Source organism: bacterium, from assembly GCA_030697795.1.
Classification (GTDB): Bacteria; Patescibacteriota; Minisyncoccia; order JACQLN01; family JACQLN01; genus JACQLN01.
This window is the reverse complement of record JAUYOV010000004.1, coordinates 101,139-125,750: the sequence shown is the minus strand read 5'-3', so window position 1 is coordinate 125,750 and position 24,612 is coordinate 101,139. Positions and strand designations below refer to the sequence as shown.

The window sequence follows — 24,612 nt, the reverse complement described above, 5'->3', positions numbered from 1 at the left end:
AATGGTAAAAATTAAAATAATTAAAAAAGCCAAAGAGCGTGAACTGGTGGATATCAATAACTTGATTTCTCAAATGAGCTTGACTAAAGTTTCACCTAAACACATAACCATGACAGAATACAAAGAAATGCTTAATCAAGAACATTTATTTTTTATAGTAGCAGTTGGCAAAGTTAGCAAAAATCAAGAAAAAATAATCGGTGTTTTGAGTGTCTATTTTGTAAAAATACCAACAGGTTTGATTGCCTGGTCAGAAGATTTAGTGATTGATAAGCCCTATCGGAAGTGGGGGGTAGGTCGTTTACTTATGGAGGTGGGCATAAAATTAGCCCATCAAAAAAGGGCTCGCCATTTGAGTTTACGTACTAACCCGGTTAGAGAAGAGGCTAATAAACTCTATCAAGCAATGGGGTTTAACTTGGTGGAAACCAATTTTTACCGATTTAACTTATTTAAGTGATAAATAAAACTATTTTTATATCAGCTTTCAACCCTTTTATCCTAAGGAACGTTTTGGCAAGCAATGTTTTAAAAACACTTAAGATAGATGCCAGTATAAAAGTTGTAGTTTTTGTGCCCGATTACAAAGCTGATTTTTTTAAACATGAAATTGGTGCGCCTAATGTGATTGTTGAGGGTGTAGCAGTTTGGAAAACTTCACGCCGAGACACTATATTTAAATATCTTACCAGTTCTTTAGTTAGTACAAGGACTATTTTGGTTAATAAACGAGTTAGATTAGCGCGGGACGGTAGATGGTTTCGTTTTGCTGTTTCGTGGCTGATAATGGAACTGTTTAGCCGGTTACCAATATTCAAAGCGCTAGTGAGGCGATTAGATTATTCAACTATAAGAAAAGATTATTGTTCAAATTACTTTTTTAAATATCGACCACAACTTGTTTTTATCACAGATGTTTTTAATGATAACGATATTTTTTTGTTGGCTACGGCTAAGCGCAGGGGCGTTAGCACCATAGGCATGATCCGCTCGTGGGATAATTTGACCTCCAAAGGCATTTTACGTATTAAGCCGGATAAGTTGATAGTTCACAATGAAATACTTCAGAAACAAGCAATTAAATATAACGATTTTTCTAAAAAAGATATTTTTATATCGGGTATTCCTCAATACGATCGCTATATTAATGGTGAAAGAATGAATCGTGAAGAGTTTTTTAAAAAAATAGGTTTGGATCCAAAACAAAAATTAATACTTTTTTCTCCTTTTGGCGGGCGTTTTACAGATACAGATTGGCAGATTATGGAAATTTTAAAAGGCTTTATTAAAAATAAGGAAATTATACCTGCTCAAGTTTTGATAAGGTTTACGCCAAATGATCCAGTACATCTGGGTAAGTTTATTCCAGATGAGAATTTTTGTATTGATAAGCCTGGCCGAAGTTTTGAAGGTAGAAGCATCAGAGATCAGGAATTAATCGATGCAGATATGGATTGGTTGGCCGATTGTCTTTACCACTCTGATGTTATTGTTGCGGGCGGAGGTTCTATTGGTATCGATGCCGCTATATTTAGTAAACCTACTATTTTAATACATTTTGATGGGTTTGATAAAAAACCATATTGGCAAAGTGTTAAAAGATTTTTAGAATACCAACACCCTTACGATATTATAAAATCAGGTGCAATGTTTTCGGCTCAAAATATTGAAGAATTTAAAAAATACTTAGATGCTAGTTTAAAAAATCCCGATTTAAATACTTCTGCTAGAAAAGAAATGCTTGAAAATCAGTGCTGGAAACTGGATGGCTATTCGGGCGAAAGAATTGGAAAGTTTTTGTTATCATTGTTATATTAAAACCATGTTTAATCTTGCGAGTAAAAAAATTTTATTAACGGGTGGCGCAGGTTTTTTGGGTAAATTTGTTGTGTCCGAATTATTAAAAAATGGTGCCAGTATAGAAAATATAACAATTCCAAGATCCCGAGATTGCGATTTAAGAGATCGTTCTAATTGTGAACAGGTTGTTGCTGGGCAGGATATTATTATACATTTGGCTGCTAAAGTTGGCGGAATTGGCTATAACAAAGAAAACCCCGCATCTTTGTTTTACGATAACGCTATTATGGGTATTCAGCTTATGGAAGCGGCTCGCCAAGTCGGCGTGGAAAAATTTTTAGCGGTAGGAACTATTTGTAGCTATCCTAAATTTACGCCTTCGCCTTTTAAAGAAGAAGATTTTTGGAATGGTTATCCCGAAGAAACAAATGCACCTTATGGTTTGGCTAAAAAAATGTTAGCAGTTCAGGCCTCTGCTTATCGTCAACAGTACAATTTTAATGCTGTAACTCTTTTGCCTGTTAATCTTTATGGTCCCGGTGATAATTTTGATTCTGCTTCTTCTCATGTCATACCGGCTTTAATAAAAAAAGTTTTTGAAGCCAAAAAACAAAATCTAAATACAGTAGAGGTGTGGGGTAGCGGTGAAGCTACAAGAGAATTTTTATATGCCGAAGATGCTGCCGAGGGCATAGTTAAGGCTTTAGTGTATTATAATAATTCGGAACCTATAAATTTAGGTTCTGGTAATGAGATTTCTATAAAAAATCTTGCCGAAAAAATTGCGGAACTAGCTAATTTTAAAGGCAAGTTAACGTGGGACAAATCTAAGCCCGATGGCCAACCACGTCGATTATTGGATACCTCTAGGGCCGAAAAAGAGTTTAATTTTAAGGCTAAGACAAACTTTGAAGATGGTTTAAGAAAGACGATTAAATGGTATGAACTGTATGGAAAATAGATATAAAACAAAAATTATTTCCTATAAAGAGGCGGCAACCATTGCAAAGCGACTTCATCACGATAGCAAAAAAATTGTTTTTAAGACAGGCTGTTTTGATATTTTTCACATTGGGCATGTTCGAGCTCTTCGTTATTGCAAAAGTATAGGAGATATCTTGGTTGTAGGATTAGGTAGTGACAAAACCTTAAAAGCACTCAAGGGTGAAAATCGCCCGGTTTTTTCTGAAAAACATAGAGCTGAACTGCTTGCTACCCTTGAGTGTGTGGATTATGTGGTTATTTTAAAAGAACCCCTTAAGGGACGTATTGATCACGAAAAAATTATATCTATTATCTGTCCCACATATTATATGTTGCCACCCGATGATAAAGCTTTGCTGTTAAAACAAAAAATTGCCGATAAATATGGAATTAAAATTTGTCTTAGAAAAGAAATGAAAGGAGAATTTGTTTCTACTACGGCATTACTGAATAAGGTAATACTAAAGAATTTTACTTAAATGAGTACGGATCAAAAAGAAAAATTTGAAAAAAAATTCAACCGTGAACTTAATTTTTTAAAAAATAAAGGAAGATTGGTAGACGATTGGATAAATGTTTTTAATCATTGTTTTACAGAAGGGCTTGTTGCTAGTGTTTTAGGGGAACTACTTGGGTTTAAAGAAAAAGATCAGGATATGTTGATAATAGCCGCAATACTGCACGATTGGTTTAAACGCAATGAACGAGAGGCAGTTAATAAATATGGAGCAGAAGAATACAATAAAAAAGCAAAAGAAAGTTCACAGTTTTTGAAAGAAGCTGGATATTATGATGATGTTATTTTGCTTACTGAATCGGTTGGCCATTCTTCTTTAAGTAATATCCTTGGTAAGGATTTCATTTATCAGGTAATGCACTATATTGATGATATTACATTTGGCAATGCTGTTGTTAGTTTGGATGAACGAATAGATGAGCTAGAAAGCGCTGAACGATATCGTGAGTTAAATGAATCAGGTAAGAAGCTTTTTAACGGCAAAACTTATTTTCAAGTCCAAAGAGAGGTTGGGCATATTATAGAAAACGAGATCGCCAAAAGACTTAAGGTTAGTCCAGAGATGATAGTTTCTCTTATTAAACGCAAACTCAAAGAATTATTTAACATATAACATATGCCGAAGATATTATTAGCCGAACATTTTGATTTAAAGGCAGAAACTCGAGATTATTGGAAAAAGCGAAATTGGTATTATCACCAAAATCTTGAAAATTTATTATGTTTTTTAATACCTAAAAAACAGCTTGTGCTCGAAATAGGTGCTGGTACGGGAGATTTATTAAATGCTGTTATGCCCAGCCGGGGAGTGGGGGTTGATATAAGTTCGCGAATGATGAATAAGGCTCGTTCAAAATATCCTTCTTTAGAGTGGCGAGTTGATAATGCGGAAGATTTAAAAATTGGAGAGAGTTTTGATTATATTATTCTTTCCGATTTAGTTGGCTCAGTAAATGATGTTGAGTGCGTTTTTTCAAATTTAAGACGTGTTACTCACGCAAAAACAAAACTTGTTATTACGTATTACAACTATCTCTGGGAACCTATCTTGAGACTCGCAGAGTTACTCCACATAAAAGATCGTCAACATTTGCAAAATTGGCTTTCACTAAAAGATGTAGAAAACCTGCTATACATGAGCGGGTTTGAAATTATTAAAAGTGACAACCAATTGGTTTTACCTGTGTATATACCGTTTATTTCGGTAATTATAAATCGCTACATAGGCAACCTACCTTTAATTAGAAAAGTTGGTGTAATTCAGTATGTCGTTGCTCGTCCTATTCCTCAAGATCGAGAAGAAAGATCAGTTTCCATTATTATTCCATGTCGCAATGAAAAGGGAAATATTGAGGATGCTGTTAAACGAATACCTAGATTTGGTACTTATCAAGAGATTATTTTTGTTGAAAAAGGATCATCGGACGGCACATTTGAAGAAATTAAACGAGTAGCAGAGATATATGTCGGAAAACAGAATATACATTGGTATGAAGGAATTATTGATAACAAACGAGATAAGGTACGGTTGGGCTTTGAAAAAGCCAAGGGAGAAGTTCTGATGATTCTTGATGCCGATTTAACTATGCCGCCGGAAGATTTGCCAAAGTTTTATAATGCTATAATTTCTGGAAAAGGAGAATTTATAAATGGCTCGCGTCTGGTGTATCCGCTAGAAAACGAGTCAATGAGATTTTTAAATATTTTAGGCAATAAATTTTTTAGTTTGATGTTTAGCTGGATTTTAGGCCAACGCATAAAAGATACTCTTTGTGGCACTAAAGTTTTATTTAAAAAAGATTACGAATTTATTGCAGCTAACAGGAAATACTTTGGCGATTTTGACCCTTTTGGCGATTTCGATTTGCTTTTTGGTGCGGCTAAATTGAATTTAAAAATAGTAGAAATGCCTATTCGGTATCAGGCTAGAACCTATGGCGATACCAATATTCAGCGCTGGCGCCATGGCTGGCTTTTGCTAAAAATGACTTTATTTGCCGCGCGAAAGTTTAAATTTAGGTAGCTAAAGTCATGAAAACTTTAATTGTTGAGTCAGAGGATTATTCTCTAAAAGCCCTTGCTTTGTATAAAAAATTGGGGCAGGTTTATTTTTGTACTTCAGTTGAAGCCTTAAAAAAACAAGGGCCAAAGTTCTTGGCTGATATACTTGTGGTCAGATTAAAATATGCCATAGATAGATTCTGGATTGATAAGATGCCCAATCTTAAAATAATTGCAACTCCAACGACTGGTCTAAACCATATAGATATAGGTTACTCTAAATCAAAAGGAATTGAAATTATTAGTTTAAGGGGACATACTGGTTTTTTAAGAAATATTACTTCTACCGCTGAATTAGCTTTTGGTTTAATGATATCTTTAGTAAGAAACATAAACCCTGCATTTGAAAATATTAAAAAAGAAAGTCAGTGGGATAGAATGAGTTTTCGTGGTTATCAACTTTCTGGAAAGATATTGGGAATTATTGGGTACGGTCGGCTTGGAAAAATTATGGCTCGATATGGCAAAGCTCTTGGCATGAAAATAGTGGCTTATGATCCTTATGTGAAGCCTGCAAGAGGTGTTGATTTTGTTAGTTTAGAAAAATTGCTAAAAATTTCCGATGTTGTTTCTCTCCACGCGCTTTTGACAGAAAAAAATCATAGTTTCCTAAAATTGAAGCATTTTAGATTGATGAAACCCACGGCTTATTTTATCAATACTGCACGGGCAGAGTTAATAGAAAAGCAGGCTTTGTATAAGGCTCTGTCCCAAAAAATGATAGCCGGATCGGCCATAGATGTTATGGATAACGAATTATCCGATGGCGCCCATCTCAAGCAGGATTTTTTGTGGAAGTATGCCAAGGCACACGACAATTTAATAATAACTCCGCATATAGGCGGAGCTACTTTTGAGGCTATGCATATAACTGAAGATTTTATAGCTAAAGAGGTTGAAAAGTTCGTCAAGTCTGGGAAACTAAGATAAGTTAAAAATTGTTGTAATAGGCATAAAAATGGGGTTTAAAATAGAAAATTTAAAACACGCAAATAACTCCGTTTTTGTCGTAGCCGAAATCGGCAAAGGTTTTATACAGACCGAAGCCGATCAAACGCCAGAGGTTTATTTAGCTAATGCTAAAGAGCTGGTTCGTTTGGCCAAAGAAGCTGGTGCTGATGCTGTTAAGTTTCAAACTCACACCGTAGACGATGAGCAGGCCAATATAAATGTTGTGGCTCCTCATTTTAACGGAGCAGACAGATATAGTTGGGTTAAGAGAAATACCAGTGCTACGCCAGTTTGGTTTTGGCAGGAACTAAAAAAGTATTGCGATGAGCTTGGTATTATTTTTTTCTCTACACCAATGAGTCGCGGTGCGGCTAGGCTTTTAAACGAAGAAGTTGGCGTAGATTTATGGAAAGTAGGTTCGGGCGATATTTTGGATTTTGTAATGCTAGATTATCTGGCTTCAACCGGAAAGCCGATTATAATCTCGGCGGGCATGAGCACATTGGCAGAGGTGGATCTGGCTGTTAAATTTTTAAAAGATAAGGGCGCGGATTTTTCTTTGTTGCATTGTGTTTCTAAATATCCCTGCCCACCCGAAGAACTTCAGCTGCAAACGATTAACTTTTTTAAGGAAAGATATAATGTGCCCATAGGTTTTTCCGATCATTCTATCGGTATGGATTCGGCTTTAGCGGCTGTAGCTCTGGGCGCCAAAATAATAGAAAAACATTTTTCTTTAAATCGCGATTTATGGGGTTCGGATCATAAAGTGGCTATGACACCAGAAGAACTTAAGCTTATGGTTTCAGAGATAAGAAACATAGAATCAAATCCAAATAAAAAAGAAGAATATCTTAACAAGGAAATTGTAAAAGAGGGGATGGGTAAAACCATAAAAGTTTTACAAGAAGGCGAAGTTAAGTTTAGGCCGTTTTTTAGAAAAACGTTGGTAGCTTTAACAGATATACCAGCAGGCATAGAGATCAAACAAGAAATGTTGGGAGCTATGCGCCCACAATTGCATTTGGACGGCTTGCCTTCCGAAAAATATGAAAATATTCTTGGTAAAAAAGCTTCTCAAGCTATAACTAAGAACCAACCGATTTCTCTAGAAATGATAGTTTGACTGTTATGAATCCTAAAAGAAAAATTTTAGTTCCAATATTTAACCGAGCCCACTATGGTCGGTTGCGTCCGGTTCTTAATGCTATAAAAAATCATCCAAACTTAGATTTAAAGATAATAGTAGGTGTACCCGCGGCTTATGGTTATTTTTTAAAAAATATAATAAATAGCCGTCCCAGATCTTGGTTTTTAGCTTTGCCTTGGTATATGTTAGCGCGAATAAGATCTTTCTTGGGTAAAAAATATGTTTTTAAAAATGATTTTTTAGCCAGAAATCTTTTAGCAGATGGTTTTGAGTTAGAAGCATATGTGCCAATTTTTTTTGACGGCGGTAAATCGGAAACAATGGCTAAAACCGCAGGGTTTGGACTAGAAAAACTAACCGATGAAATTAGAAAAATAAAACCCGATGTGGTTTTCGTTAATGCCGACAGATTTGAAATGATGGCTGTGGCCATGGTCGCTTCCTATCTAAACATTCCCATAGCCCACAATGAAGGCGGTGATATGAGTGGCACTATAGATGAAAGCGTAAGACATGCTATAACCAAGCTGGCGCATATTCATTTCACTTCTACAGAATCTAGCAGAAATAGAGTTATACAAATGGGTGAAAATCCAGAGAAAGTTTTTAACGTGGGTTCTCCGGCCATAGATGCTATTGCTAATGTGGATTTTAAAATTAGGCCGGATGTCTTTTCTAAACTGGATATATCAAAACCCTATCTTTTAATCTTAGCTCATCCCGTTACTACAATTTCTTCGGAAGAAAATTTTAAATTTGCTCAAAATTTAATCTCTGCTATAAAAGAAATATCAATACCCAAAATTATTTTAGGTTCTAATATTGATGCCGGTTCAGACGCCTTAGGTGGTGTTATTAAAAATTGGTTAGAAAAAGAAAAGCCCAATAATGTTTTTTTTACAAAAACATTACACCCCGATGATTTTTATAAGTATTTAAAATATACAGCCTGTGCCGTAGGCAATTCTTCCAGCTTTATTCGTGAAGGGGCCTATTTTGGTACCCCGGTGGTTTTACTGGGTTCCAGACAAAACAACAGAGAAAGGGGAGATAATATTTTAGAAGTCATTGATAACCAAAAAGATTCTTTAAGACAAGCAATTTTGACTCAAATTAACCGAGGGAAGTTTCCTGTTAGTAATATTTTTGGCGGGGGCGACTCGGCTCTTAAAATAGTCGATGTTTTTGCCACAGTTGATTTGGATATTCAAAAAGTTTTTCACGAGATTTTTATTTCTCCAGTAGCTTAATATTGTGTTAGGGTATTCAAAATATGATAGATGATATTTTTAAAAATAATTTTTTTGCCGGTGCATTGGTTTTTTTAGGCGCTCTACTGGTAGGCGCGCTATATATAGGACCTCCGCTATTCGTAAAGAAACATTTTGAAAAATCAGACAATGTTTTTGTTTTGGCGCAGTATAAAACTTACCGAGATTCGCTACAAGCCTATTTGCCTCGAGCTAGAGAAATTTACGACGGACATTTTCCACCCTCGGAGCTTTATGGTTCCCCTGGCGCGCCGACTATTCAAAACTTAATACCATCCACATTGTTTTCGGTTTTTATTTTTCTATTCAAAGGCAATATAGATTTAGCTTATTTAGGTGCTCAATTTGTATTTTCAGGTATTATATTTACCCTTTTTTATGTTCTGGGGCAAATCATATTTAGATCGCGAGTTTGGTCGTGGTTTTTTTCTTTAACTGCCGTTTTATCTCCGATTGTTTTAAAATTACCTTTTTACAAATGGCAGGGCTTCTCGGAATTTCAGGCTTTCTTTATAAACAATTTTTTGCCTTTTGTTAGGACTCAATTTGACCAACTTTATTTAGCGAGAGTGGATGAACCTTTATTGACCTATCCGTTCTATCTAGCCGCTATTATATCTTTTTTCATTTTTTGGACAAGACCCACTCTAAAATTTGCCCTATTTTCAGGATTTTTTGCCGGTTTAATGTTTTATACTTATTTTCACCACTGGGTTTACTGGTTGGTTGTGTTGCTGGTTCTTTTTCTGTATGCGCTAGTTGCGCGGGATAGAAATCGCATCAAATCTTACCTTGTTTTGTTTTCTGCTTTGGCAGTTACCACTATTCCTTATTTTTGGATGTATAACAATTTTAGATCTCTAGATACATATCAGGATTTTATCTTAAGAGCGGGGGTAGTTTTTGGACATTCTTTGGGAGTAGCTAGAGACAATATTGCGGACTATTTTGTTTACTTGCTATTAGTCTTGGTGGTTTATTTTGTCTACCGCCACCATGACCGCAATAAGTTCGTTTTGTTTTTGGGTCTTATTGGTGGAATGATGCTGGTGTGGAATATCCAGATGGTGGTTGGTTATTTACCGGTGCCCCATTTTTTTAGGAGGTCTATATCTCCGATTATCTTTATAATTGTTTTTGCTGTACTTCACGATCTTTCTAGTAGAGTTACACTTAAACGGTTACGATTAAAAAAAGTTTTTTTGACGGGCTTAGTAGTTTTATCTTTATTTATTGTTGCCAAAAAAATAATCAATATAGTTTTAATAAATTATTCTCTGCAAGAACATATTGTAGATTACTATAAATTTCCGAGTGAGGTCGCAGTTTCCTGGAAATGGGTCAATCACAATCTTTCGCCCGAAAGCGTGATAGTTTCTCCTTCAACTTTAACATCTTTTTATCTTAATACTCACACCTTCTCTAGGCCTTTTTTGCCGACGGCCTTTATAACATTGTTGAGTGTCAAAGAAATGGAAGACAGATACCTTTTAAGCCACAAATTATTTGGAGTGAGACCGGAAGTTTTAGAGCAACGTTTAGCTGGTAAACTTGATCCGCAATGCGAAGCTTATGATTGTTTTCCCGACAAGGATAGTAATCTTAACGATAGTTTTGGTAATTTGTACGGAGGTTATTTTTCTAGCCGATACAATACTTTTAACAGTATTTACTCCTCAAATTCTGATCAAGATTTTGTAACCAAAAAAAGGCAAGAAAAGATAATAGAGTTGTCGGGTCGTTACAAAACAATGCGCAGGGATTGGTCAGAGATCGGAACAGGTTATGTTTATGTGGGGCCGTTAGAAGAACAAATTACTGGTAATAATAACTTTATTACAGACAGGGGCTTAAAAATAGTTTATAAAGATCCTCAGGTATCAATGTATAAGATTTTGAAGCAATAGTGACCAGTGCTAGGAATGAAAAGTTGGCGACGGTCTAAATGTGTTTGCCTGAGTTAATTGTGTATGTCATATACTTGGATTTTACCATTAAGTGATTCCAAGCTATTGGGCCATAACGGCTGGGTTGACTTATACACTATCTTATGATAAAATTTATTTAAATCAAGCCAAGGTGGTTTGATAAACCGTAGTAGTACATTAAATAAAAAAGGAGGTGTGCCTTGGATATTCTGGTTGGCAGTTATACAGAGGATGGGTATCAGCCTATTCCTTCGGTACGTCTTACGGACGATGAGTATAGCAGGGGGCTTCAATGTTTCGTCCCAGCATGTACAGATGTTGTCCCAATTGATACTAATCGGAAAGTAATCTATCTTGCAAAGCGAGTATCAATACCCATGACTGGCTGGTGGTGGATTGGTGGTGGTATGATGCCGCATGAGACCAAGGAAGAAGCTGTGGCGAGAAATTTCCAGCGGGAAACCAAGTTAGAGCTTCCTCAAGATCGTTTCGAATTGATAGCGGTTTTTGACTATCGCTGGAAAGATCGAGCTCAATTGCCACAGGAGATTGGTTGTCACATGCTCGGTTACACATTTACAATCGAGCTCACAGTGGCCGAATTGGGCTCTGTCTATGCAAATCTTGAGGATAGAGAATACAAAGAAAATACTGGCCTTTTCGCCTTTGATCGAGAGCGGTTAGTCAGCGAGAAAGTTTTTCCTTCAATTCTAGATCTATACGATCGAGTGTTTTCTTGAGACATAGTACTGTTTAGAGGGTCCGTTTTTACGGACTCTTTTTTTATTCATTTGTTAAACTAGACAATCGGATTTATAAGCTGTTAGTATTCATAGTATATTTTTATGAAAAAAGCTTTAATTACAGGTATAACTGGTCAGGATGGTTCGTATTTAGCTGATTTTTTATTATCTAAGGGGTATGAAGTTCATGGTCTTATACGACGTTCTAGTTCTTTCAATACTAAGCGTATTTCTCATATACCAATAGACTTGCTTAGGAAAGAAGGAAATTTTTTTTTACATTATAGCGATTTAACAGATGGCGCCTCTATAAATCGTATATTAAAAAATACAAAACCAAATGAGATTTATAATTTGGGTGCCCAAAGCCATGTCAGGGTGAGTTTTGATGTTCCTGAATATACGGCCGATGTTGTTGGTTTAGGCTCGTTACGCCTTCTAGACGCTATACGTGAAACTGGAATTAAGACAAAATTTTATCAAGCTTCTTCTTCTGAAATGTTTGGTTTGACTCCACCTCCCCAAAGTGAAACTACCTCATTCCATCCTCGCAGTCCTTATGCTTGCGCCAAGGTGTTTTCTTATTGGATAACAAAAAATTACCGCGAGGCCTATGGCATGTTTGCCGCTAACGGTATTTTGTTTAACCACGAATCGCCAAGACGAGGCGAAAACTTTGTTACTAAAAAAATAACCCACACCGTCGCTAGGATTAAGGCAGGTTTAGAAAAAAAACTTTACTTGGGGAATCTAGAGGCTGTGCGCGACTGGGGCTATGCCCCAGAGTATGTAGAGGCTATGTGGCTTATGTTACAGCAAAATAAGCCAGACGATTTTGTTATTGCTACGGGTGAGGCGCATACAGTTAAAGAATTTGTTGAGGAAACTTTTCGTCTGGTAGGTTTAGATTGGAAGAAATATGTAGAAATAGATCCGCGTTATTACAGGCCTTCAGAAACTCCAACTTTGATAGGGGACTATAAAAAAGCCAAAAGGGTTTTGAAATGGAAACCCAAAGTGAAGTTTAAAGAGTTAGTAAAGATAATGCTGGAGCACGATTTAAATGAACACAACCTTAAAATATGAATCAGGCCAACAATTTTTATCATAACAAAAAAGTTTTGGTTACTGGCGGAGCTGGGTTTGTAGGCAGTCATTTAGTAGAAATGTTGGTTGATCAAGGTGCTGATGTCACAGTTCCGGTAAGAGCTACCACAAATTTGAATTTTTTAAATAGTGTAAAAGATAATATTAAAATCGTTATAGCTGATTTGAGAGATAGGGATAGCGTGGCCAAGACAATTAAAGACCAAGAAATAGTTCTAAATCTTGCCGCTTCTAAGGGTGGCGGTATTGAACATAGTATGAAACACCATGCTAGTCTTTTTCGTGATAACCTTAGTACTTTTATGAATGTTATAGATAGTGCCCGCCTAGCTAATGTTGAGCGTTTTCTAGTGGTTAGTTCGGCTTGTGTTTACCCAAAGAACGCCACTAATCCTACTCCGGAAGAAGAGGGTTTTAAAGATGCCCCCGATTCGGCTAACGCGGGCTATGGCTGGTCTAAACGCATGGAAGAATATTTAGGGCAGGCTTATGCCGATGAGTTTGGCATGAAGATTGCTATTGCTCGGCCTTACAATGCTTATGGCCCTAGAGATGATTTTTTTGCCGAATATTGCCATGTTATACCTGGTTTGATCAAAAGGATTCTAGGGGGAGAAAATCCTTTAGTGGTCTGGGGTACCGGAAAGCAGACAAGATCATTTGTTTACGCTACTGATTTTGCCCGGGGACTTTTAGAGGTTTGTGAAAAATATCCGGTAGCTGATCCGTTAAATATTGGAACACAAGAGGAAACAGCCATAGGTGACTTGGCTAAATTGTTGGTTGAGTTGACGGGTTCAAAAACAGAAATTGTTTTTGATACTTCAAAGCCAGATGGCCAGCCTCGTCGAACTTGCAATGTCAAGAAAGCCGAAGAAAAAATAGGTTTTAAAGCTTCTATTCCGTTACGCCAAGGTCTTAAAAAAACAATTGATTGGTATATTACGGAGAAAGAACTAAGAAAAAAATTATGAAAATAACTTTATTAGCGCCAACTTTAAACGAAATCGAAGCCGTTCAGGTTGTTTTGCCTAAAATTAAAAAAGAGTGGGTAGATGAAATTCTAGTTATAGATGGAGGTTCTACCGATGGTACGATAGAATATTGCCAAAACAATGGCTATTCTGTTTATAAACAAAAAGGGCGGGGGTATGGTCAGGGTATGAAAGAAGGTATGAATGTAGCTCAAGGGGACATTATTATTGAGTTTCCTCCAGACGGCAATTCTCCGCCCGAAAGGATATTGGACTTAATTAGTAAAATAAACGAAGGTTACGATTTCGTAATAGCTTCCCGATATCTTAAAGGAGCCAGAAGTTATGATGACGATTTTTTGACTTCTAAGGGTAACCGTATTTTTACTTTTTTAGTAAATCTTTTATTCAGGTCTAATTATTCAGATGTTTTAATAGGTTTTAGAGCCTATAGGAAAGATGCTTTTAGTAAACTAAAGATGAATGCCTCTGGTTTGGATTGGTCTATTCAAATGCCAATCCAATTTGCCAAAAATAAACTCAAGGTTGCTGAAATTCCTGTAGATGAACCTAAGCGCATAGGAGGAGAACGTAAAATGTTGCCATTTAGAACCGGTTGGAAAATTTTAACTCTTTTAATAAAAGAATTTTTAAATAAATAGAAAATGAACGGCTTTTATAAAAATATTAAAAAATGTCGTATTTGCGGTAGTGGCAACCTTACTCCTGTCTTGAGCTTGGGTAAGCAATATCTATCCTCATCTTTTGTTAAAGATAATTCCGTTGAAAAAATGAGTCAGATTAAAATACCCTTAACTTTACTGTTATGTGATAGAAATCGCAATAACTTGGCTTGTGGTTTGGTGCAACTAAGAGAAACCGTAAACAGGGATTTGCTATATAAGAATTATTTTTACCGTTCGGCGATTAATCCTTTAATGAAAAAAGCTTTAAAGAATATTGTTAACGAAGTTATGGAAAAAGTAGAGTTTAAAAAAGGTGATCATATTTTAGATATAGGGTGTAATGATGGTACGATGCTTTCTTACTTTCCTAAGAAAACTGTAAGAATTGGTATTGATCCTGCAAGCAATATTGATCGATCTTGGCTAGATAAATCTATATCAGTTGAAACAGATTATTTTTCTAAAGAAAAAGCTATAAAGCTTAGCCGTGGTTCGTTATTTAAATGCGTTACCTCAATAGCAATGTTTTACGACCTAGATAATCCTATTTCATTTGTTAATGAGGTTAAGTCTGTATTGGCACTAGGCGGTGTTTGGTGCATTCAGTTAAGTTATTTACCTACTTCATTAAAGACATTAAATTTTTATGACATTTGCCATGAGCACTTAGGGTATTATTCTTTAGGAGTTATAAGCAACTTAATGTCCACTCAGGATTTGAAGATTTTTGATGCTTCTTTGAATAGTGTTAACGGGGGAAGTCTAAGAGTCTTTATTTCACATAAGAACGATAACAGGCCGATTTCAGTGGGTCTTAAAAAGTTGTATGCAGCTGAAAAAAAGATGGGTTTATACAGTCCAGAAACTTATAAATCTTTTGGAGCCAAGATAGATAATCTAAAAGAAATAACCAAGGATTTTATTCTCTCGGAGAAGAAAAACGGTGGGTTAGTAACGGGATTAGGTGCTTCCACAAAAGGCAACGTTTTGCTTCAGTATTTTGGTATTAATAAAAAGATGCTTTCTTTTATTAGTGAAAGAAATTCAGAAAAGGTTGGGCTAAGAACTTTGGGTACAGATATGGAACTAATCTCCGAAGAAAGAGCAAGAGAGCTTAATCCTAGCGCTATGCTTGTTTTGATATGGTTTTTTAAAGATGAAATAATAAAAAGGGAACGTAATTACCTAAAAAATGGAGGTAAGTTGTTTTTTCCAATGCCTTATCCGCATATCATTACTAAAAAAGGTGAAAATCAGTTAGATTTTATGTATTCATAATCTTTTTTCATGAATTCTAAGATTAAAATACTAGGAATTATTACAGCTCGAGGTGGGTCTAAGGGTATACCCGGCAAAAATATTAAAGATCTTTGCGGTAAGCCTTTGATCGCCCACACTATTGAAGCCGCTCAAAAGTCGGGTGTTTTTGATCGTATTATTTTAAGTACAGACGATGAAAAAATTGCCAATATAGCCAAAAATTACGGCATAGAAGTACCTTTTATACGCCCAGCCGAACTGGCTCAAGATGACACGCCTCACTTGCCAGTGTTACAACATACCGTTTCTTGGCTCAAGGAGAATCAAAACTATCAGCCCGATGCTGTAATGTTGTTGCAACCGACAGCGCCACTAAGACAACCGCAACATATTAAAGAGGCAATTAAATTATTTGACGAAAAATTGTCTGATTCCGTTGTTAGTGTTTCGGAAATACCCGGACATTATAGCCCATATTGGGCTGTAATTAAGGACGAAAATGATTATGGAAAACTTTTTAATGGAGATTCAATAATGCATAGAATTCCCCGCCGCCAAAGTTTTCCTACACCAGTATATTATCATAATGGCGCTATTTATCTTTTTAAAACAAGGCTATTGTTTGATAAAAATGAACCTAATTTTTATGGCAATAACGTAGCTCTTTATCCTATGGCGGAGAAATACAGTGTTAATATAGATAGTCCCGAAGATTGGCTTTTAGCCGAAAGAATGGTGATGGAGTTGTAGTACGATTGTTGTTGGTATGTTTTTGTGTTATATAAACTTAATATGTTGAATAAGAAATATATAAACTGGATTATCAAGCTTGGCCTTTTAGCTGTTCCCATTTTACCTTTAGTCATTACTAAATCACTTTATTTCCCATTCATAACTGGGCGTAATTTTATTTTTAGAATAATTATAGAAATTATTTTTGTGTTATGGGTTTGGTTGATGATGGTTGATGCCAACTATAGGCCTCGCGCTTCAATTATTTTATATAGCGTCATAGCTTGGCTAGGAGTATTGTTTTTAGCCACAATTTTTAGCGTTTCGCCTTATAAGAGTTTCTGGTCGGGTTTTGAACGTATGGAAGGTTTTTGGGGTTATTGGCATTATTTTATTTATTTCCTTGTGCTTATTAGTGTTTTTAAAAAAGAGCGCGATTGGGTCACTTTTTTTGGCGTGTCTTTGGCGACAAGTTTGGTAGTAAGTTTTTACGCTGTTGCTCAAATATTTGGTTTAGCCGATATTCACCAAGGCGATGATCGTATAGATGCTACTATGGGTAATGCCACTTATTTGGCTATTTATATCGTTTTCCATATTTTCCTTTTAGCTTGGTTATTTTTTAAATCAGAAGGGAAAAGCATTTTTTTAAGAATGGGTTTGTTGGCCCTAATTTTATTTGAAACCTTCATTGTTTATAAAACGGCTACCCGTGGGGCTATCCTAGGTTTAATTGCGGGGTTGTTTATCGGCACAATTGTTAATGCTATTTATAGTCGCGGTCTAACTCGAAAATTAGCGCTGGGCGGGCTCGGCGCTATAATATTTTTAGTAATAGGTTTTATTACGGTTAAAGATACTTCTTTTGTAAAAAGTAGCGACGTCTTAACTCGATTTGCCAGTATTTCTTTTAGTGAAACTACAACCCAATCTCGTTTTATTATTTGGAATATGGCTTATCAAGCCTGGCAAGAAAAGCCTATTTTGGGCTGGGGTCCGGAGAACTTTGTTTATATTTTTTCTAAATATTATAAATCGGAACTGTGGCGCCAGGAACCGTGGTTTGATAGAGCTCATAATGTTTTTTTGGATTGGCTTACGGCCACAGGCCTTGTAGGTTTGTTATCTTATTTAGGTATGTTTGCCTCAGCGGTGTTAGTTTTGTGGAAACTGTTTAGATTAAATAAAATAACGCCTAAAATAGCGACTGTGTTTTTGGGAATGTTGGTGGCTTACTTTATCCATAATATTTTTGTTTTCGATAATTTTACCAGTTATATGGTTTTCTTTGCGGTTTTGGCCTATCTGCACTGGTTATATGTTAGAACTAGTGCAGACTTATCGGATAGCAAATTGCTCGAAGCCATGATTGTGCCCAAGATTGCTAGATATGTTATTACGCTTACTATAGGGGTAGTGGTTGTTTTTTCTTTGTATTGGTTTAATGCTAAGCCCATTTTAGCCGCTAAAAGCATTATTGATTCTTTGCAGTTAGTAACTTATTCTCAAGACGGTAGCCGTATTCGCGATTTAGACGCAGGTGTAGACATGCTTAAAAAGGGTTTAGCTTACAATACTTTCGGCACTCAAGAAATTAGAGAACAGTTGACCCTTTATTCCGAAAAGATTAATCAAGATCCAGTTACTTCGGCCGAAGACAAGGAAAAAATTACTGAACTGGCTTTAGAGCAGATGAAAATTCAAGCAGAAAATTTTCCCTACGATGTTCGGGCCTTGGCTTTTTTATCAACTCTTTACGGTACCTCGGGCGATCACGCTAATTCCATACTTACCGCTAAAAAGGGTTTGGAAGTGTCTTCTAGCAGGCAGCAGTTTTATTTCTTGTTAGCCGAAGCCTATTTTAAAGCCGGCGAAGAAAACTTAGCTTTAGATACGCTTAAAACAGTTTACGAACTTTCTCCAGATTATCCCGACGCTATTAACAATTATGCGGTTATAGCTATTTTTGCTGGTAAACCAGAATTAGCCGAGAGTTTGCTCAAGAAGCATTTTGGCTCGGAAATTATTGCCGATACAAAATATTTAAATGCTTACGCGGCCATAGGCGATTTTAAAAAACTAACTCTGGTCTGGGAAAAGCTGGTGCTAAGTAATCCAACTAGTGTACAGTATCGTTTAGGTTTGGCTTCGGCTTATGTAAAAACTTTTCAAGACAAAAAAGCCATAGAACAACTAGAAAAAGCTATAGAAATTAGTCCAAGCTTCAAAAATCAGGGGGAAGCATTTATTAAACAGATCAAAAGTGGAAAACTAGAAAGATAGTATATTAAAACATTTAATCCCGCACCTTTTTGATTAAAAAGGTGCGGGATTTTCTTGTGGATAACTTATGTTTATTTTATTCCCTAGATTTATAGTATACTGTCTGTTATATAGGTATTAGACTTATAACCTAACAAGTGACCTCTGTGTTTCTTTAAAAAAGAAGTACATGGCTTGTTGGATTAAAAAATTAATAAGTTAATGAGTAAAAATAATATGAAGTCTTTTTTTTCAAAACGGTATTTTTTGACTACCGTTGTTTCTTCCTTATTATCAATTTTTGTAGTCGCGGTGGTAGCTTATGGCGCTACTATGACTATAAGCAATGTCGGTTTAGGTAGTGGTACTTCCACGCCAGGCGCGGCTTTGGGCGTTCAAGGTGCGGCCATTATAGATGACTTTGTTTGGGCCAATGCGTTTGTAGCCACATCTACAAGTATGGCTTCTGGTTTTGGCACAACCTCGCCCGGTGCGGAATTTGCAGTGGCCGGTGGCGCATTGTTTGAGGGTAGAGTTATTGCTTCTTCCCTAGAATCTACATCAACAGTTGCTTCTAGTTTTGGTGGGGCTCTGGGTATATCAACGTCTTCTCCTTGGGCTTTAAATTCGATATCTGGAGTAGTTGGTACAACGGATGAAGAAACACCTAGGTTTGTGATTAGTGATGTTGGTACGAGTACTCCAACGATGATTGTTAAAGCGACATCATCTGTTGGTTTTTATACAAACAATCCCAGAACCAAGTTCAATGTGCACGACGAGTTTGGTACTAGCACAATATATATTAGCACCGGTCTTAATTATGGAGACCAAAACCATGGTGGAACGATAATTCTTAAGGATGCTAAAGGCGATACTTGCACAGTAATCTCGTCTGATACCGGAGTTCTAAAAACAGATGCTATTACTTGTCCGGGACAAGAGTAATTTAAAAGTTAATCGTTGGTCTTTCCAATTCTTTATAAATAATTATGAAATTAACTTATTTTCTAATTGCTCTAGCCTTGTTGCTTTCTCCAGTCTTAACTTTTGCCGCTTATAATGATGTTAGTCTTACAACAGGTACGACTTTAAGGGTGACTGTTGGTGGTACGGTGCTTGATTTGACGGTTACTAGTGGCACTGTTGAGAGTATGACTGTTATGGACAGTAGCTTGAGTATAGGTTTGGCTGGAGGGTCTTCTATAGATCTTACTTCGGCAGACAAGATTACTTTTGGCTATACTAAAACAAATACCATTGCTGGTTTTGCCTGCAACAGTGCTTCATCGGTTTTAAATCTTTCTTTGGCTAGTGGTCAAACAGCAGAGACGGTGTTTGTAACTCCCAATACAACCACCTGTGCGGCTTCCACATCGGGCGGTGGTGGATCGTCCACAGTAACTACAGCTACCCCAACTACCACGACCACAACATCCACGACATCTTCAACCTCATCCTCATCTGCTTCTCCTACAACCACAACCACGACAACAGCTACTACTCCAACTACTACGACCACAACGACTACAGCACCAAAACCAGCAACTCCAGCCGTAACGGCTCCTGCTCCGGTTGTGTCGGTTCCAGCGTCCGTTGTCAGTATGTCTCCTGTTTTAATGAAGGAACTTAATCCCGGCGCACGCAATAATGAAGTTATGGACTTGCAAAAGTTGTTAGCTAGGGATCCCGAAATTTATCCCGATGGCACAGTTAGCGGTTTCTATGGTCCAAAAACAGTTGCGGCTGTAAGAAAGTTCCAAGCCAAATATGGTTTGCCTGTGGTGGGTAGAGTAGGACCAGCAACTTTGGCTAAAATAAATGAGGTGTTAAGTTCCAAACCGGCAGAAATAGCCCAGCCTTCGGTTCAAGATCAAACAACAGATCAAATAACTTCGCAGATTCAAGCCATTCAATCTCAAATACAAGCTCTGACTTCTGGTAGCGCTGTGGCTGTTTCTTCTGTTGTTGGCGTGAGTGTTAATTCCGAACTCAACCCTGGCGCGCGTAACGACGAAGTTATGGACTTACAAAAATTGTTAGCTAGGGATCCCGAAATTTATCCCGAGGGTACAGTGTCTGGTTTCTATGGTCCTAAAACAACTGCCGCTGTAAGAAAATTCCAAACCAAGTACGGTATTAACCCTGTAGGCCGAGTTGGTCCAGCTACGATGGCAAAAATTAACGAAGTGTTGGGTGGCGAAAGCATAGTTGTTCCTGTTACTCCTTTGCCAGTAGCTCCCGCAACTGAATCTTCACAAACCCAGCAGATTGAAAATCAGATCAAAGCCATTCAAGATCAGATTAATTCTTTAACTGCTCCAGTTGCTCCGATTCCAGCACCCATACAAACCACCTCAAACGATGCTTTAACGAAACAGATTGAAGATCAGATGAAAGCCATACAAGCCCAGATAGATGCTCTGCTGAAGCAATAATGATGTAATGAATAAAAACTCCTCCGATCAAATCGGGGGAGTTTTTGGGTTACTTTTGACTTAAATTCTGGTTATATTAGAGTGTATATTTAGACTAAATTGATGATGTCAAAAACAAAAGTAATAGTTACGGGCGGAGCTGGGTTTATTGGGTCACATATAACTGAAAATAGATTTAAAGAAAGGTCTAGCAGAGCTTAAAGAGTTTTATTTTTAAATATGCCAGCTCAAGCTAAAAAAATATTGATTTTATTTGGAGACATAGCGATTCTTTATTTCTCGCTGTTTGTTACTGTTTATTTAAGATATAGCAATGTGGCTGATTCTACCAGTTCTAATTTCACTACCTCTCAACTTTTTTCTATTCACGTTCAGGCCTTCACCCCCTTGATACTTATTTGGCTTTTAGTTTTTTATATACATAACCTTTACGAAATTACTTCGGCCAAAAATTCATTGGAATTTTATAGTGGCCTAGCGCGCTCACTCGCGGTAAATTTTTTGGCAGCGGTACTGTTTTTTTATTTTGCCAACTTTACTTATGTGGCGCCCAAAACAAATTTATTTATATATTTTGGCATATTTTCTGTTCTTTTTACGCTATGGCGGGGACAAGTGAATATAATTTTTAAGAAAAATTTACTGCTAAAAACTTTTATAATTTCAGATAACGAAAAAGGTGAAAAATTAGCTGTTAAACTAAACCAGAACCCCCAGATAGGTTATAGAGTAGAGGCTGTAATAAATGCTGATAGTAGTATTGGCGAATCTATAAAAGAAAAAAAAATTGGCGCCTTAATAGTGGATGATAGGTTTTTTAGTAAAGAAGGCTTAGCTGTTTCGCTTTACAATTTTATAGATAAGATCGAAGTTATTACGTTAGATAAATTTAACGAAAGAGTTTGGCGCAAAATTAATTTAGCTAATGTTAATCATATTTGGTTTTTAAATAATATTGTTTCGGGTAAAAGATCTTTTTATGAAACAACTAAACGTTTTTTCGATTTTATTCTAGCCATCTTACTGACGCCCATTCTTTTTTCTTTGGGCTTGCTTATTATTCTTATTATTAAAATTGAAGGCGACGGCCCGATTTTTTACCGTCAAATAAGAGTGGGGCATAAAGGTAAAAATTTTAATTTAATTAAATTTAGAACTATGCGTCAAGATGCCGAAAAGAATGGCGCGCAGTGGACTATCGAAAACGACAGCAGAGTAACCAAGGTGGGTAGGTTTTTAAGGAAGGCTCGCCTAGACGAATTGCCTCAACTTATAAATATATTAAAAGGCGAAATGTCTTTTGTGGGCCCCAGAGCCGAACGCCCCGAATTTCATCAGCTCTTGGTTAAAGAAATTCCTTTTTACGATAGAAGATATTTGGTTAAACCCGGCTTAACGGGCTGGGCGCAAATAAATTATACCTATGGCTCTTCGGTGGAAGATACCAAAGAAAAATTATCTTACGATTTTTACTATTTAAAGAATCGTTCATTTATATTTGATGTTGGTATAATCTTAAAGACTGCCAATATAGTTTTAGCTGGATTAGGCAGGTAAAATATGGTACAATCTAGGTGTATAAAAAGGTCTATATTATATTTATTTAAATATTGAACTTTAATATGAAAGCTATTCATTTTGTTGCTTTTATACTGCTTGTAGTCGGAGGTTTAAATTGGCTTTTAGTAGGCGTCTGGGGTTGGGATATTAGCCGTTGGTTGGGCGGTATGGATTCAACCTTGGTTAAGGCCGTCTATATTTTAGTTGGTCTTTCAGCTGTTTTTGAACTGGTTACGCATTCTAGGGGTTGCAAAACATGCAAAAAAGACAACATGGACTCTATGTAATTTTTGGTTGAGTATTCTTATTTAAAAACTACCCCTTGACTTCGCTCGGGGGTAGTTTTTTTAGGTGGAAATTATTTTTTTAAATTTTTCTACCAGAGGCACCTGTTCCGGATCATTACCGTAATATTCAGCTAGATTCAAGGTTATGTAGTCAGCGAGCAACAAAGAATTAAAAATACTTTCAGTTTTTGTATCTCCATATAGGGGCAATATAGTCACTTCAAGACCTTGTTGTTCTAAAATATTTTTTGTAGCGTCTATTCTTTTTAAAATTCTAGCATCATCTTTTTCGTCTTTTAGAAAAACAAAATGAAATTGTTCCATTAAACTTTTTGTGTTCTCTTTAGAATCAAAACCCGTCATTTCGTTATGATTGAGTTCCGGCCATGTATTAGAAAAAGCGGGAATTTTAGAGGTTTCATTAAATTTTATTTTCCAGATATCAGCTAGAGCCTTGTTTTTTAAAGATGAGTAAATTACAGGAATTTTATTTTGTAATTTTTTAGAAAGATTATTAGCTTGGTTTTTAATGGCATCTAAGTCTAGTTTATTGGCTAAGGCATCGGATTCGCCCAAAGTGCTGGTTTCGTCTAATAGTTTAAGTATGGCCCTAAAGCTATAACCCAAGGCTAGGCGGGGCTGTATATTTTCGGCAGGCATTTTTACATAGGCAATATTATTTTTTATAGCCAAATCTAAAAGTTGTCCTCCGGTTGCAATTACGGCCAAAGCCAAACCTTGTTTATGCGCTGTATTAAAAGAATCTAAAACTTCTTCGGTGTTGCCAGAATGAGAGCTTAGTATAATTAAACTATTTTTTAAAAGTTTTTCCGAAACATCGGGCAAGCCATAGCCACTATGAATAGTTAAAAATATATTTGGCAGGCAAAGTTCTACTAAATCTGCGCCAAGATGCGAACCGCCCATGCCTACAACTATAGTGTTCTCTTTTTTAGCTAAGTTATTCGCATTAATAACTTCGGGTTCCCAAGAGAATTGTTGGGGGAAGTTTTGGAGAGTTTCTTTGAACATGGTTTATAAACGAATTATATATGATTTGCTTAAGTCTGGAAACAGTATTATAATTTGCTTAAATCTTATGAAAAAAATCAGATTTGAAATTCCGTTTTACGCTTTGTTTTTCGGTCTTATAATCCTCGGTTTGTATTTTGGCGTGATCAAACTACGCGAATGGGCTAATCCCACGCCTAATTTGGCCATAGCCGATGTAGTGCCCATAGTTAAAGCTATAGATCAAAAACCTTATAAGGATGACGTTATAATTGAAAACAGAATCTATGTAGACAAAGCCACACTGGATTGGCCAGGGTTTGTGGCAGTATATGAAGACGTTTACAACAAATACGATACTTTGGTTGGCACCAGCCGTTTTTTGGAAGCAGGCACGCACACCTATGTTCCGGTGGACTTAGTAAAAGAATATAAACAAGGTCAAAGGCTTTATGTAGTTTTGCATAAAGACAACGGCGATGCTATTTATAATTTGGTTCAAGATTTTCCTGTTAGAGACAGGCGGGGTTTTGATATAGCCGATAGTTTCTCAATACGTGTGGGTGGCTTCGGGCATGGTAAATAATTCTATCGAAGTGAGGCTTCAATAGAATTCGGGCTGTCGTAGTCGTTTGTCTGGGAGACAAACGATAGGTAATACCCCAGTTGAAGAACTTTCGGTTCTCTACAGGGCAGGCGCGAGTTGGGGGATTTAAACAAATGTCTTTGTTTAAATGGGAATTTTAGAGAATTTATTTTCGTAATTTTGGCGGTAACGGGGTATGGGGTAGTGGTAGCCCGCGAGCATGGGGTGTTTGTAGCGGCGGTTCGATTCCGCCTACCCCGACAAAATTAAAATTCCCAGGAACTTGCAGACGGGGTTCGATTCC

Annotated in this window: 23 protein-coding genes and 1 tRNA gene; 23 read left to right on the top strand and 1 reads right to left on the bottom strand. The window is 36.6% G+C overall.

What is annotated here, in order from left to right:
- The first annotated feature begins 1 nt into the window (after position 1).
- The 21 genes from Q8Q95_01755 (at position 2) to Q8Q95_01655 (ending at position 22,711) form a co-directional block, all read left to right on the top strand.
- On the top strand, positions 2–460 hold the full coding sequence (locus Q8Q95_01755; GenBank protein ID MDP3764324.1) for a GNAT family N-acetyltransferase: 459 nt from the start codon (positions 2–4) through the stop codon (positions 458–460).
- Positions 457–1,818, top strand: a complete 1,362-nt coding sequence (locus Q8Q95_01750) for a CDP-glycerol glycerophosphotransferase family protein (GenBank protein MDP3764323.1) — start codon at positions 457–459, stop codon at positions 1,816–1,818. The genes Q8Q95_01755 and Q8Q95_01750 overlap by 4 nt, the downstream gene beginning before the upstream one ends.
- 4 nt (positions 1,819–1,822) lie before the next feature.
- Positions 1,823–2,761, top strand: a complete 939-nt coding sequence (locus Q8Q95_01745; GenBank protein ID MDP3764322.1) for a GDP-L-fucose synthase — start codon at positions 1,823–1,825, stop codon at positions 2,759–2,761.
- Complete coding sequence (locus Q8Q95_01740; protein ID MDP3764321.1) at positions 2,751–3,263, top strand: adenylyltransferase/cytidyltransferase family protein; 513 nt, start codon at positions 2,751–2,753, stop codon at positions 3,261–3,263. Before Q8Q95_01745 ends, Q8Q95_01740 begins: the two co-directional genes overlap by 11 nt.
- Entirely contained in the window at positions 3,264–3,914 is a 651-nt protein-coding gene (locus Q8Q95_01735) for an HD domain-containing protein (protein ID MDP3764320.1), read from the top strand.
- Positions 3,915–3,917: 3 nt separating this feature from the next.
- Complete coding sequence (locus tag Q8Q95_01730; protein ID MDP3764319.1) at positions 3,918–5,324, top strand: glycosyltransferase; 1,407 nt, start codon at positions 3,918–3,920, stop codon at positions 5,322–5,324.
- 8 nt (positions 5,325–5,332) lie between these two features.
- Positions 5,333–6,292, top strand: coding sequence for an NAD(P)-dependent oxidoreductase (locus Q8Q95_01725; GenBank protein ID MDP3764318.1), 960 nt, complete (start codon positions 5,333–5,335; stop codon positions 6,290–6,292).
- 28 nt (positions 6,293–6,320) lie between these two features.
- Complete coding sequence (locus tag Q8Q95_01720; GenBank protein MDP3764317.1) at positions 6,321–7,439, top strand: N-acetylneuraminate synthase family protein; 1,119 nt, start codon at positions 6,321–6,323, stop codon at positions 7,437–7,439.
- A gap of 5 nt (positions 7,440–7,444) precedes the next feature.
- Positions 7,445–8,713 carry a UDP-N-acetylglucosamine 2-epimerase gene (neuC, locus tag Q8Q95_01715; GenBank protein ID MDP3764316.1) on the top strand — a complete coding sequence of 423 codons (1,269 nt, stop codon included), beginning with the start codon at positions 7,445–7,447 and terminating at the stop codon, positions 8,711–8,713.
- A 23-nt stretch (positions 8,714–8,736) separates the two neighbouring features.
- Positions 8,737–10,641 carry a hypothetical protein gene (locus Q8Q95_01710; protein ID MDP3764315.1) on the top strand — a complete coding sequence of 635 codons (1,905 nt, stop codon included), beginning with the start codon at positions 8,737–8,739 and terminating at the stop codon, positions 10,639–10,641.
- Positions 10,642–10,862: 221 nt separating this feature from the next.
- Positions 10,863–11,402 (top strand): NUDIX domain-containing protein, encoded by a 540-nt coding sequence (locus Q8Q95_01705; protein ID MDP3764314.1) that lies wholly within the window; start codon positions 10,863–10,865, stop codon positions 11,400–11,402.
- Between the two features lie 105 nt (positions 11,403–11,507).
- A complete protein-coding gene (gene gmd / locus Q8Q95_01700) occupies positions 11,508–12,491 on the top strand; it encodes a GDP-mannose 4,6-dehydratase (GenBank protein ID MDP3764313.1) in 984 nt (327 codons plus the stop codon).
- Positions 12,488–13,486: an NAD-dependent epimerase/dehydratase family protein gene (locus tag Q8Q95_01695; GenBank protein MDP3764312.1), complete on the top strand. Its 999-nt coding sequence runs from the start codon at positions 12,488–12,490 to the stop codon at positions 13,484–13,486. Before gmd ends, Q8Q95_01695 begins: the two co-directional genes overlap by 4 nt.
- Complete coding sequence (locus tag Q8Q95_01690) at positions 13,483–14,148, top strand: glycosyltransferase family 2 protein (GenBank protein MDP3764311.1); 666 nt, start codon at positions 13,483–13,485, stop codon at positions 14,146–14,148. Before Q8Q95_01695 ends, Q8Q95_01690 begins: the two co-directional genes overlap by 4 nt.
- A gap of 3 nt (positions 14,149–14,151) precedes the next feature.
- Positions 14,152–15,450: a class I SAM-dependent methyltransferase gene (locus Q8Q95_01685; protein ID MDP3764310.1), complete on the top strand. Its 1,299-nt coding sequence runs from the start codon at positions 14,152–14,154 to the stop codon at positions 15,448–15,450.
- Positions 15,451–15,459: 9 nt separating this feature from the next.
- Positions 15,460–16,182, top strand: a complete 723-nt coding sequence (locus Q8Q95_01680; protein ID MDP3764309.1) for an acylneuraminate cytidylyltransferase family protein — start codon at positions 15,460–15,462, stop codon at positions 16,180–16,182.
- A gap of 42 nt (positions 16,183–16,224) precedes the next feature.
- On the top strand, positions 16,225–18,447 hold the full coding sequence (locus Q8Q95_01675; GenBank protein ID MDP3764308.1) for an O-antigen ligase family protein: 2,223 nt from the start codon (positions 16,225–16,227) through the stop codon (positions 18,445–18,447).
- A gap of 216 nt (positions 18,448–18,663) precedes the next feature.
- Complete coding sequence (locus Q8Q95_01670) at positions 18,664–19,374, top strand: hypothetical protein (protein MDP3764307.1); 711 nt, start codon at positions 18,664–18,666, stop codon at positions 19,372–19,374.
- A 44-nt stretch (positions 19,375–19,418) separates the two neighbouring features.
- Positions 19,419–20,864 (top strand): peptidoglycan-binding protein, encoded by a 1,446-nt coding sequence (locus tag Q8Q95_01665; GenBank protein MDP3764306.1) that lies wholly within the window; start codon positions 19,419–19,421, stop codon positions 20,862–20,864.
- A 219-nt stretch (positions 20,865–21,083) separates the two neighbouring features.
- Positions 21,084–22,421: an exopolysaccharide biosynthesis polyprenyl glycosylphosphotransferase gene (locus tag Q8Q95_01660; protein MDP3764305.1), complete on the top strand. Its 1,338-nt coding sequence runs from the start codon at positions 21,084–21,086 to the stop codon at positions 22,419–22,421.
- Positions 22,422–22,486: 65 nt separating this feature from the next.
- On the top strand, positions 22,487–22,711 hold the full coding sequence (locus tag Q8Q95_01655; GenBank protein ID MDP3764304.1) for a DUF378 domain-containing protein: 225 nt from the start codon (positions 22,487–22,489) through the stop codon (positions 22,709–22,711).
- Between the two features lie 60 nt (positions 22,712–22,771).
- Here the strand turns inward: Q8Q95_01655 and Q8Q95_01650 are convergent, their stop codons facing one another.
- Positions 22,772–23,743: an SIS domain-containing protein gene (locus tag Q8Q95_01650; GenBank protein ID MDP3764303.1), complete on the bottom strand. Its 972-nt coding sequence runs from the start codon at positions 23,741–23,743 to the stop codon at positions 22,772–22,774.
- A 67-nt stretch (positions 23,744–23,810) separates the two neighbouring features.
- Between Q8Q95_01650 and Q8Q95_01645 the strand changes: the two genes are divergently transcribed.
- Together Q8Q95_01645 and Q8Q95_01640 are read left to right on the top strand one after the other, a co-directional pair.
- A complete protein-coding gene (locus Q8Q95_01645) occupies positions 23,811–24,308 on the top strand; it encodes a hypothetical protein (GenBank protein MDP3764302.1) in 498 nt (165 codons plus the stop codon).
- Between the two features lie 190 nt (positions 24,309–24,498).
- Positions 24,499–24,569 (top strand) — tRNA-Pro (locus Q8Q95_01640).
- Positions 24,570–24,612: the final 43 nt, after the last annotated feature.

Coding starts and splice junctions, on each gene's coding strand:
- Q8Q95_01755 (MDP3764324.1), top strand. CDS start 2: ATGGTAAAAATTAAAATAATTAAAAAAGCCAAAGAGCGTGAACTGGTG.
- Q8Q95_01745 (MDP3764322.1), top strand. CDS start 1,823: ATGTTTAATCTTGCGAGTAAAAAAATTTTATTAACGGGTGGCGCAGGT.
- Q8Q95_01740 (MDP3764321.1), top strand. CDS start 2,751: ATGGAAAATAGATATAAAACAAAAATTATTTCCTATAAAGAGGCGGCA.
- Q8Q95_01735 (MDP3764320.1), top strand. CDS start 3,264: ATGAGTACGGATCAAAAAGAAAAATTTGAAAAAAAATTCAACCGTGAA.
- Q8Q95_01730 (MDP3764319.1), top strand. CDS start 3,918: ATGCCGAAGATATTATTAGCCGAACATTTTGATTTAAAGGCAGAAACT.
- Q8Q95_01725 (MDP3764318.1), top strand. CDS start 5,333: ATGAAAACTTTAATTGTTGAGTCAGAGGATTATTCTCTAAAAGCCCTT.
- Q8Q95_01720 (MDP3764317.1), top strand. CDS start 6,321: ATGGGGTTTAAAATAGAAAATTTAAAACACGCAAATAACTCCGTTTTT.
- neuC (MDP3764316.1), top strand. CDS start 7,445: ATGAATCCTAAAAGAAAAATTTTAGTTCCAATATTTAACCGAGCCCAC.
- Q8Q95_01710 (MDP3764315.1), top strand. CDS start 8,737: ATGATAGATGATATTTTTAAAAATAATTTTTTTGCCGGTGCATTGGTT.
- gmd (MDP3764313.1), top strand. CDS start 11,508: ATGAAAAAAGCTTTAATTACAGGTATAACTGGTCAGGATGGTTCGTAT.
- Q8Q95_01695 (MDP3764312.1), top strand. CDS start 12,488: ATGAATCAGGCCAACAATTTTTATCATAACAAAAAAGTTTTGGTTACT.
- Q8Q95_01690 (MDP3764311.1), top strand. CDS start 13,483: ATGAAAATAACTTTATTAGCGCCAACTTTAAACGAAATCGAAGCCGTT.
- Q8Q95_01685 (MDP3764310.1), top strand. CDS start 14,152: ATGAACGGCTTTTATAAAAATATTAAAAAATGTCGTATTTGCGGTAGT.
- Q8Q95_01680 (MDP3764309.1), top strand. CDS start 15,460: ATGAATTCTAAGATTAAAATACTAGGAATTATTACAGCTCGAGGTGGG.
- Q8Q95_01675 (MDP3764308.1), top strand. CDS start 16,225: ATGTTGAATAAGAAATATATAAACTGGATTATCAAGCTTGGCCTTTTA.
- Q8Q95_01670 (MDP3764307.1), top strand. CDS start 18,664: ATGAAGTCTTTTTTTTCAAAACGGTATTTTTTGACTACCGTTGTTTCT.
- Q8Q95_01665 (MDP3764306.1), top strand. CDS start 19,419: ATGAAATTAACTTATTTTCTAATTGCTCTAGCCTTGTTGCTTTCTCCA.
- Q8Q95_01660 (MDP3764305.1), top strand. CDS start 21,084: ATGCCAGCTCAAGCTAAAAAAATATTGATTTTATTTGGAGACATAGCG.
- Q8Q95_01655 (MDP3764304.1), top strand. CDS start 22,487: ATGAAAGCTATTCATTTTGTTGCTTTTATACTGCTTGTAGTCGGAGGT.
- Q8Q95_01650 (MDP3764303.1), bottom strand. CDS start 23,743: ATGTTCAAAGAAACTCTCCAAAACTTCCCCCAACAATTCTCTTGGGAA.
- Q8Q95_01645 (MDP3764302.1), top strand. CDS start 23,811: ATGAAAAAAATCAGATTTGAAATTCCGTTTTACGCTTTGTTTTTCGGT.